Consider the following 8,803-nt stretch of genomic DNA (forward strand, 5'->3'; position numbering starts at 1 on the left):
GCGAAGGCTGGGACCGCTATGACCCTGTTGCGCACTGTCGTTCGCAAACCACTTGCCACAAAAGCCCCGCACGCCAGCGTTCAGCATGACGGCCAGCGGTCCCAGCCTTCGCTGGGATGACGAGCGTTTTTGAGCGGACGTTGCGTGCTTGCCGCATACGCCCAGCCCGCAGCGTTCAGCACGACGGCCAGCGGTCCCAGCCTTCGCTGGGATGACGGGCGTGTTTGAGCGGGCGCCCCGTGTTTGCGCCCCGCTCTCCACCCACTACTTGCCGTCCACCCCCGGCTCCGCAATGCCCTTGCGCGCGCGGTATTCCGGGCTGTGCAGTGCATCCACTTCGGCCTGGCGACGCTTGAGGTAGAAATCGCGCGTGGCCACGTAAGGGTCGGCGGCGGCGCGATTGGCCTTGATCTGCTCGTCGAAGGCGACTCGGTCGTTCATCGACTTCACGATGCCGGTGGAAAGCCCGTAGACCGGCTTGTTGAACGGCTTGCCGAACAGCGTGGGCAAGATCGACAGGTCGAGGACGCGTCCGACCAGATCGCGCGCCGTCGTCGGACCCAGAACGGGCACGAACAGGTACGGCCCGTTGCCGATGCCGTGATAGGCGAAAGTGTTGGCGAAACCGTTCTCGCGGTAAGGCAGGCGGAACGGCTTGCGTTTGGCCATGTCGAACAGACCGGCGACGCCGACCGTACTGTTGATGACGAAGCGGCCTGCCGTCTCCATCGCCTTGCCCGGCTTGAACTGCAGCAGGTAGTTCACGAAGACGATCGGCTCCGCGATGTTGATGAGGAAGTTGCGCAGGCCGTTGCGGATCGGCTTGGGCACGATCCGCTCGTACGTTCCCGCGACCGGGGCGACGACCACCTTGTCCACCGCCTCCACCACCGCAAAGCTGGCCGCATTGACGCCCGAGAAGGGGTCGGCCTCTATCTGGCGGGGGCTGGAACTGACGATGATGACGTTCTCGTCCTCCGCCGCAGGCACGCTGCCGGGCGGGGGCGTTCCCGCAGGCGGGGCAGGAGCGTGAATGGTCGGCGCCACGTCCGGCAGAGGCTGCGCCGCCACTTCCGGCACGGGAGTCGTCACCGCACCTGGCGTCCCGATCGCCGGGTGATCCTGAAGGTTGGCTCCGCCGCCCGCCAACAGGACGGACAGAGCTATAGTCGACACGCCCACTTCCGTACTTCCTCTGATGAACCCATCCGCACGGTACGGCTGCGACCCGAAGTGGAGTGAACACCACTATCATCATAAAATCGAGAGACTTTGTCAGTGCGGCCGCAGGCACCGTCCCGCTTCGGGAGGCAGGGCCAAGAAAGGGAGTTCCCCACCCCCCGCATCCTGTGGCACAGGGAGGTTCATGTTAGCTGACCTTCCTGTCACCATGACCGCCGTTGGCTACGATGCACCCGGCGGCCCCGAAGTCCTGCGCCCTGAAACCGTCACGGTGCCCCGGCCCGGCCCCGGCGAGGTGCTGGTCAAGGTCGCCTTCGCGGGCGTCAATCGCCCCGACGTGGTGCAGCGGCTTGGCAATTATCCGCCGCCGCCGGGCGCCTCGCCGATCCCGGGGCTGGAGGTTTCCGGCACCATCGCGGCATTGGGCGAAGGTGTGAGCCAGTTCCTTCCCGGCCAGGAAGTCTGCGCGCTCGTTTCGGGTGGCGGCTATGCGCAGTACTGCATCGCCAAGGCCGGGCACTGCCTGCCGGTGCCCGAGGGCTTGTCCCTTGCGGAAGCCGCGGCGCTGCCGGAAACTCTTTTCACCGTTTGGCACAACGTCTTCGAGCGCGGCCTGGCGCGTGAGGGCGAGTGGCTGCTCGTCCACGGCGGCACCAGCGGCATCGGCACGATGGCGGCGATGCTGGGGCGGCACTTCGGGCTGACGGTGATCGTCACCTGCGGCTCGCCCGACAAGTGCGCGGCGGCACTGAAGATCGGCGCGCATCACGCGATCGACTACAAGGCCACCGATTTCGTCGAGGAAGTCGCGCGGATTACCGGAGGGCGCGGCGTCGACGTGGTGCTCGACATGGTCGCGGGCAGCTACGTCGCGCGCAACCTCAAGTGCCTCGCGCCCGATGGCCGCCACGTCACCATCGCGGTGCAGGGCGGCGCGAAGGCGGAGATCAACATGGCGGTGGTCATGACCCGGCGCTACACGCTGACCGGTTCGACGCTGCGCCCGCGCACGGACGCGTTCAAGGAAGCGGTTGCGCAGGAGATCCTCGAATGCGCCTGGCCGCTGGTCGAGGAAGGCCTGCTGCGCCCGGTGATGGACACGCGCTTTCCGCTCGCCGAAGCCCCCGCCGCGCATGCGCGGATGGAGGCCGGAGACCACGTCGGGAAGATCGTGCTGGAGGTGTGAAGGTGCACTTATGGTACCCTTGGGTGCCTTTGAGTGCCGTCAAATCATGACGAAATGCGCGTTTCACGTGAAACGCATCGACGGAATGACGCAATTTTCGGCCCCTTTTGCTTGCTCCTTCGGCAAAAATTCCCTAAATCGAAACCGTGAGGCCGCTCCGCGAAGGGGCGGCCCTTATTGTTTCCGCCGGAGATAGAGAATGAGCCAGCCCACTCCGCTGATGCCGCACGCGACCGCCTCGTGGCTGGTCGATGTTACCTCGCTGACTTTCGAGCAGATCGCAGAATTCTGCGGCCTGCACATGCTCGAAGTGCAGGCGATGGCCGACGATCTGGCATCCAGCAAGTATACCGGCCGCGACCCCGTTCGCTCGGGCGAGCTGACGATGGAAGAGATCGAGAAGGGGCAGGCCAACCCTGACTACAAGCTGCGCATGCACAAGGTGCCGCTCGCGCAGAACCGTACCAAGGGCCCGCGCTACACCCCGGTGTCGAAGCGTCAGGACAAGCCGGACGGCATCGCCTGGATCCTGCGCAACCACCCCGAGGTTTCGGACGCGCAGATCGGCAAGCTGATCGGCACCACGCGCAACACCATCGCGGCGATCCGCGACCGTTCGCACTGGAACATCGCCAACATCACGCCCAAGGACCCGGTCACGCTGGGCCTGTGCTCGCAGCGCGAGCTGGACGCCCTCGTCGCCAAGGCCGCGAAGAAGGCGGGCATCCAGGACACCGGCGAGGGTGACGAGCGCCTGGTCGATGACCGTCAGGCCCTGATCGACGAACTGCGCGCAGAGCGTCAGGCGCAGGTTCAGGCCGCGTCGGAAGCCGCGCAGGAAGCCGAAGTCGCCGCCTGGCTCGAAGCCAAGCGCGCTGCCGAAGCCGCCGAGGCGCGCGGCGAGTAACTTCGCTTTGGCCTGACGGCTGAATCGAAAAGGGGACATGGGAGTTGATCCCATGTCCCCTTTTTCGTGTCCGCTCTCGGGGGGCTTCGACAAGCTCAGCCTGAGCGGGGTTTGAGGTTTACACTACTTCCGCCCACCCTGAGCTTGTCGAAGGGTCACGGCTGAGCCCTCACTCCGCCGCCGCCGAAAGCTCCTCTTCGTCTTCCTCGGCGATGACCTCGATCGGCGCCGAAGCGGGCAGGCGAGCGATCGACGGCGGCATCTGTCCGCCATTGGGCGACAGGCGCCCTTCGAGGCGCGCGCCCTGCTCGATGGTCAGCGTGTCGTAGGACACGTCGCCCTCGATCCGCGCGGTCTTGAGGATCACGACTTCGCGCGCCGAAACCGATCCGCGCACGAGTCCTGCGACGCGTACCGATTCGGCCCGCACCGCGCCGTTGATCTCGCTGCCTTCGCCCTGGATCAGGGCCTTGCAGGAAATGTCGCCGTTGACGCTGCCGTCGACGTGCAGGTCGGCGCTTGCCGAAATGTCTCCGCTGATGACGGTGTCGCCGCCCAGCATCGAGAAGCTCGAACTGTTGATGCTCGCACGCGAGCTTATGAAGGCCTTGGCCATGTCAGTGGTTCTCCTCCTGGCCCCTGTTGCTGCTGTTGTTCGCCCCCTGAAGACGTGCCGCTTCGAGGAACGGACGCGGGTTGACCGGATGGTCGTTCACGCGAACCTCGAAGTGGAGATGCGGGCCGGTCGAGCGCCCGGTGCTGCCCATTGCACCGATCAGCGCCCCGGCATCGACGTCCTGACCCACGCGGGTGCGGAAGCCGGAAAGGTGCCCGTAGCGGGTCATCAGCCCGTTGCCGTGCGTCACCTCGATGCAGTTGCCGTAACCGGACTTCTGCCCGACGAACGTGACGCGCCCCTTGGCGGCGGCGTAGATCGGCGAGCCCATCGGCCCCGGGAAGTCGAGGCCCGCGTGGAACGCGGCGCCGCCGGTGAAGGGGTCCGAACGATAGCCATAGCTGGACGAAACGTAGGCGACATGCGCCGGGCTCACCTGCGGGATCGAGGCGAGGCCGTTCTCCAGCGCGTCCATGCGGGCAAGGCTCTTGCCCATCGTCAGGAAGCGCGGATCGACGCTGCCGTCGGCCCCGGTCGCCAGCTTCACCAGCGGACCACCCTCGGCCATGCGCGCGCGCGAAATCATCGCATTGGGATTGAGCCCCAGCTTGCGGATCGAGGCCATCGCGGCGTCCGAACGCTGGTCGGCGTAGCGGGTGAGACGATCGACCAGCGCCAGCTGCTTCGCCTCGATGTCGGCAAGGTTGCCGACGCCGGGAACGGCGGCGCTGACTTTCTTCGCGGTCGCTTCGGTCTGCGCGGTAGGTCGGGTATCTCCGGACTCCTCGGGAAGTTCCTGGATATGCGCATCGACCATCTGTTCGATGAACTGCTGTCGGCGGGCGAGGTCGGACGCGACCGAATCGACGTTGCGGCGGTACTGCGCGACGCTCTTCTCGGCCTTGGCGACATTGGCCGCGCGCTCGGCGAGGGCAGCGCTTTCGCTGCCGACGGATGCCTGCGAGAGCGCCAGAGCGCCGACCGATGCGGCCCACATGCCGAGCACGCCGACGGCCGCACCTGCGGCGATCTTCTGTGCCCGCGCGGAAACGCGGATGAAACGGACCTGTCCCTGCGACCGCATGATGAACTCGCGGTCGGGGAACGCCGTCCTGAAGCGCTGGATGAACGCCCCGGTTGACTTGGAAAGCAAAACGACCCCGCTTGAAATCTATGTCTCAGTCCCGGATCGCGCCGGTAGCAGGCGGTAGTTACCAAAGCGAATCGGCTTGGCCCGAACCTCTGCGGAATCGGGGCGAGTCGAAAACAGATAGCGGTGAGCCGAGGAACCTTACCTTGGCGCGACCGTGAGACGACATACGAATCGATTGCATGCGTGCATTTTGGCGGCTGCATTCCGGTGACAACTGCACGCTGGAATGATAGGCCGCGCCCATGACCTTGCAGAGCACCCTGACCGCCGAACCTGCAGCGCTTTCGCCCGAGGCGCTTGTCGAGCAACTGGCCCGCGACGGCCGGGCCGCGCAGCGCGTACTGGCGAAGCTGACGGACGCCGATAAGGCCGCCGCCCTGCGCGCCGCCGCCACGGCGCTGCGCGAGGCGGAAGGGGAAATTCTCGAAGCCAACGCGAAGGACATCGCGGCTGGCGAGGCTAAGGGACTGTCAGGTGCGATGCTCGACCGCCTGCGGCTCGATGCGGCGCGGCTGGCAGGGATCGCCGATGCGGTCGATCAGGTCGCGGGCCTGCCCGACCCGGTGGGCGAGGTGATCGCTTCCAGCGAACGCCCCAACGGCCTCAAGCTGTCGCGCGTGCGCATTCCCATCGGCCTGATCGGCATCATCTACGAAAGCCGCCCGAACGTCACCGCCGACGCTGCCGCGCTGTGCCTGCGCTCGGGCAACGCGGTGCTGCTGCGCGGCGGCAGCGAGGCGATCCATTCCAACCATGCGATCCGTGCCGCCTTCGCCAAGGGTCTCGCCACCGTGGGTCTGCCCGAGGCGGCGATCCAGCTGGTCCCGACGCAGGACCGCGCGGTGGTCGGCGCGATGCTGACGGCGGCGGGCCTCATCGACATGATCGTGCCGCGCGGGGGCAAGAGCCTCGTTGCGCGCGTCCAGGCCGATGCGCGGGTGCCCGTGCTCGCCCACCTCGACGGCATCTGCCACACCTATGTACATGCCTCGGCCGATGCCGGGATGGCGCGCGACCTGACGCTCAACGCCAAGATGCGCCGCACCGGCATCTGCGGGGCGATGGAGACGCTGCTGCTCGACACCCAGTTCCCTGAGAGCGAATCGGTGGTCGCGGGTCTGCTCGACGCGGGCTGCGAACTGCGCGGCGATGCCCGTGCGCAGGCGCTCGACCCGCGCGTGCTGCCTGCCAGCGAGGAGGACTGGGACACCGAATACCTCGACGCCGTGCTGGCGGTGGCCGTGGTCGACGGCATCGAACCGGCGCTGGAGCACATCGCCGCGCATTCCTCGCACCACACCGATGCGATCGTCACTGAGGACGCGGAATCGGCCGAGCGCTTCCTTGCCGAAGTCGACAGCGCGATCGTGATGGTCAATGCGTCCAGCCAGTTCGCCGATGGCGGCGAGTTCGGCCTCGGCGCGGAGATCGGTATCGCCACCGGCCGCCTGCACGCACGCGGTCCCGTCGCGCTGGAGGGCCTGACCACCTACAAGTGGCAGGTGCGCGGAACCGGGCAGGCCCGGCCCTGAATCTGGTTCTGAGGCGGACCCGAACCCGCCCCGGCCCCGTCACGGGCCTGCTCGGCGGCAGTTTCAACCCGGCCCACGGTGGACACCGCCGCGTCACCCTGTTCACCATCGAGGCGCTTGCGCTCGACGAAGTGTGGTGGCTGGTTTCGCCGGGCAATCCGCTCAAGCCCAAGGCCGGGATGGCCCCGCTGGCCGCGCGGATGCGTTCGGCGCAGCAGCAGGCGCGGGGCGCCCGCATCCGGGCCACCGCGATCGAGCGCGAACTGGGCACCCGATACACCGTCGACACCCTCCGCGCACTCCTTCACCGTTACCCGAAACGGCGCTTCGTATGGCTGATGGGGGCGGACAACCTCGCCCAGTTGCACCGCTGGAAGGACTGGCGGACACTGTGCCGACTCATGCCGATTGCGGTAATCGCGCGTCCGGGGTATGATGGCGCTGCCCTCGCGAGCCCCGCGATGGCCTGGCTGGGGAAATTCCGGAGACCCCTGACCAGTCTTCGCGGTCCGGAAGAGTGGAGCGCACCCGCGCTGGTGACATTGCGATTCGACCCCGATACGCGGTCGGCAACGGCGATACGCCAGGCCGATCCGGACTGGGCACGAAGGTTCTCAGATCGACCTTCGCGTGACGCGGTCACGTACCACTTGATCCCCGGAACGGCGGAATGATCGGCTTTCAGGCCATCTTCCCGCATACCCGGCTTACACGGCAAACGATCGAACGCGGCAGGATGGCCTTCATCGTGCCCGGTCGGTTTTGAAAGGAGCAGAACCCAACCAAGATGCCACAGGCAGAACTACAGCCGGAATCAACCGGCGCCACCCCGCTTCCGGTCACGATCGAAAGCGATGATCCGTTGCTGAACCTCGTGCTCTCGTCGCTGGACGACGATCAGGCGCAGGAGCTGGTGACGATCGACCTCGACGGCAAATCGAGCATCGCCGACTTCATGGTGATCGCCTCGGGCCGTTCGACCCGCCAGGTTGCGTCCATGGCGCAGAAACTTGGCGAGCGACTGAAGCAGAACGGCTTCGGTCATCCGCGTATCGAGGGCCTTCCGGCGGCCGACTGGGTGCTCGTCGATGCGGGCAGCGTGGTCGTCCACCTGTTCCGTCCCGAAGTGCGCACGTTCTACAACCTCGAGCGGATGTGGGGCTTCGACGGCCCGTCCGGGGCAGCCTGACCGCTGCCTAGAGGATGATCCTCCGGTCGCGACGGTGACCGGAAAATCGCAAGGAAATCACGCGGGGGTCCTGCTCCGTCCCCGCGTTCCGGCCTGATTGCACCCTGAACCCATGCTGCTGCACATCATCGCTCGCGGAAAGATCGCCCGCTCGCCCGAGGGTGAGATGCTGGATCGCTACGCGAAGCGCATCACCTGGCCGTTCAGGCACAGCGAGCTGCCCGATGTCGGCGGCAAGGTGCCTCCTCCCGCCCATACCCCGGTCCGTGAAGTCCTGCTCGACGAGCGGGGCAAGCTGATGAGCTCGGAAGAGTTCGCCGCGCTGCTCGGCTGCTGGCGTGACGAGGGTGTGCGCGAATGCCGCTTCCTGATCGGCGCCGCCGACGGCCACGGTGACGAGGCGCGGGCGCAGGCCGACCACCTTCTGTGCTTCGGCCGCATGACCTGGCCTCACCTGATGGTCCGCGCGATGCTCGCCGAACAGCTGTGGCGCGCCACCGCGATCCTGGCGGGGCATCCCTACCACCGCTCGGGCTGATGAAGCGCCTGAAGGTCTTCTTCGACGGCGGCTGCCGCCCGAATCCCGGCCCCATCGAGGTCGCCGTGGTGATCCGCGGGGTGGCGCATGTCTTCGAGGATTGCGGCTGCGGCACCAACAGCGATGCCGAGTGGCTGGCGCTGATCCATGCACTGGAACTCTGCCGGGAGCAGGGGCTGGAACAGGTCGAGCTGATCGGCGATGCGGTGGAGGTTGTGCGTCAGGCCAACCGGGCCTTGCGCGACGGGCATGGCCCGGGGCGGCACGCGGCGCGCTTCCTTGCGCTGGCGGCTCAGGTTCGTCCTGCGCGCATACGGTGGATCAAGCGTGAGCAGAACCTTGCCGGAATTGCGCTGGCCGCGCGCCATCCAAGGTGAAGGCATTTTATCCTCCCTGTTCCGCAGGAATGGGGAGGTGGCAGCGCGAAGCGCCGACGGAGGGGTCTTCTCCCCTTCCACCACCGACTTCGTCGGCGGTCCCCCTCCCCATTCCTGCGGAAC

10 protein-coding genes are annotated in these 8,803 nt (G+C 66.8%); 7 read left to right on the forward strand and 3 right to left on the reverse strand.

The window, feature by feature from the left end; translation table 11 throughout:
* Positions 1-264: 264 nt before the first annotated feature.
* Positions 265-1,176, reverse strand: a complete 912-nt coding sequence (locus tag ACYPYD_RS22655; RefSeq protein ID WP_459665669.1) for an MlaA family lipoprotein — start codon at positions 1,174-1,176, stop codon at positions 265-267.
* Positions 1,177-1,366: 190 nt separating this feature from the next.
* Here ACYPYD_RS22655 and ACYPYD_RS22660 point away from each other — a divergent pair, with 190 nt between their 5' ends.
* On the forward strand, positions 1,367-2,368 hold the full coding sequence (locus ACYPYD_RS22660) for an NAD(P)H-quinone oxidoreductase (protein WP_459665670.1): 1,002 nt from the start codon (positions 1,367-1,369) through the stop codon (positions 2,366-2,368).
* Positions 2,369-2,567: 199 nt separating this feature from the next.
* A complete protein-coding gene (locus tag ACYPYD_RS22665; RefSeq protein WP_008831388.1) occupies positions 2,568-3,275 on the forward strand; it encodes a DUF1013 domain-containing protein in 708 nt (235 codons plus the stop codon).
* A 169-nt stretch (positions 3,276-3,444) separates the two neighbouring features.
* On the opposite strand, the gene ACYPYD_RS22670 is transcribed toward ACYPYD_RS22665, so the two are convergent.
* Together ACYPYD_RS22670 and ACYPYD_RS22675 are read right to left on the reverse strand one after the other, a co-directional pair.
* Positions 3,445-3,891: a bactofilin family protein gene (locus tag ACYPYD_RS22670; protein ID WP_008831387.1), complete on the reverse strand. Its 447-nt coding sequence runs from the start codon at positions 3,889-3,891 to the stop codon at positions 3,445-3,447.
* A 1-nt stretch (position 3,892) separates the two neighbouring features.
* A complete protein-coding gene (locus ACYPYD_RS22675) occupies positions 3,893-5,044 on the reverse strand; it encodes a M23 family metallopeptidase (RefSeq protein WP_459665672.1) in 1,152 nt (383 codons plus the stop codon).
* Between the two features lie 242 nt (positions 5,045-5,286).
* Between ACYPYD_RS22675 and ACYPYD_RS22680 the strand changes: the two genes are divergently transcribed.
* The 5 genes from ACYPYD_RS22680 (at position 5,287) to ACYPYD_RS22700 (ending at position 8,680) form a co-directional block, all read left to right on the forward strand.
* Positions 5,287-6,576 (forward strand): glutamate-5-semialdehyde dehydrogenase, encoded by a 1,290-nt coding sequence (locus tag ACYPYD_RS22680; protein ID WP_330702994.1) that lies wholly within the window; start codon positions 5,287-5,289, stop codon positions 6,574-6,576.
* Complete coding sequence (locus tag ACYPYD_RS22685; RefSeq protein ID WP_459665674.1) at positions 6,540-7,250, forward strand: nicotinate-nucleotide adenylyltransferase; 711 nt, start codon at positions 6,540-6,542, stop codon at positions 7,248-7,250. The genes ACYPYD_RS22680 and ACYPYD_RS22685 overlap by 37 nt, the downstream gene beginning before the upstream one ends.
* Positions 7,251-7,363: 113 nt before the next feature.
* A complete protein-coding gene (gene rsfS / locus ACYPYD_RS22690) occupies positions 7,364-7,765 on the forward strand; it encodes a ribosome silencing factor (RefSeq protein WP_008831383.1) in 402 nt (133 codons plus the stop codon).
* Positions 7,766-7,877: 112 nt separating this feature from the next.
* Complete coding sequence (locus ACYPYD_RS22695) at positions 7,878-8,303, forward strand: 23S rRNA (pseudouridine(1915)-N(3))-methyltransferase RlmH (protein WP_459665675.1); 426 nt, start codon at positions 7,878-7,880, stop codon at positions 8,301-8,303.
* Entirely contained in the window at positions 8,303-8,680 is a 378-nt protein-coding gene (locus ACYPYD_RS22700) for a reverse transcriptase-like protein (RefSeq protein ID WP_459665677.1), read from the forward strand. The genes ACYPYD_RS22695 and ACYPYD_RS22700 overlap by 1 nt, the downstream gene beginning before the upstream one ends.
* The last annotated feature ends 123 nt before the right edge of the window (positions 8,681-8,803 follow it).

The sequence above is a fragment of the Novosphingobium sp. 11B genome (genome assembly GCF_054589055.1).

Bases quoted from the DNA above. Each gene is read 5' to 3' on its own strand.
- ACYPYD_RS22695 (WP_459665675.1), top strand. From the start codon at position 7,878: ATGCTGCTGCACATCATCGCTCGCGGAAAGATCGCCCGCTCGCCCGAG.
- rsfS (WP_008831383.1), top strand. From the start codon at position 7,364: ATGCCACAGGCAGAACTACAGCCGGAATCAACCGGCGCCACCCCGCTT.
- ACYPYD_RS22700 (WP_459665677.1), top strand. From the start codon at position 8,303: ATGAAGCGCCTGAAGGTCTTCTTCGACGGCGGCTGCCGCCCGAATCCC.
- ACYPYD_RS22670 (WP_008831387.1), bottom strand. From the start codon at position 3,891: ATGGCCAAGGCCTTCATAAGCTCGCGTGCGAGCATCAACAGTTCGAGC.
- ACYPYD_RS22680 (WP_330702994.1), top strand. From the start codon at position 5,287: ATGACCTTGCAGAGCACCCTGACCGCCGAACCTGCAGCGCTTTCGCCC.
- ACYPYD_RS22660 (WP_459665670.1), top strand. From the start codon at position 1,367: ATGTTAGCTGACCTTCCTGTCACCATGACCGCCGTTGGCTACGATGCA.
- ACYPYD_RS22665 (WP_008831388.1), top strand. From the start codon at position 2,568: ATGAGCCAGCCCACTCCGCTGATGCCGCACGCGACCGCCTCGTGGCTG.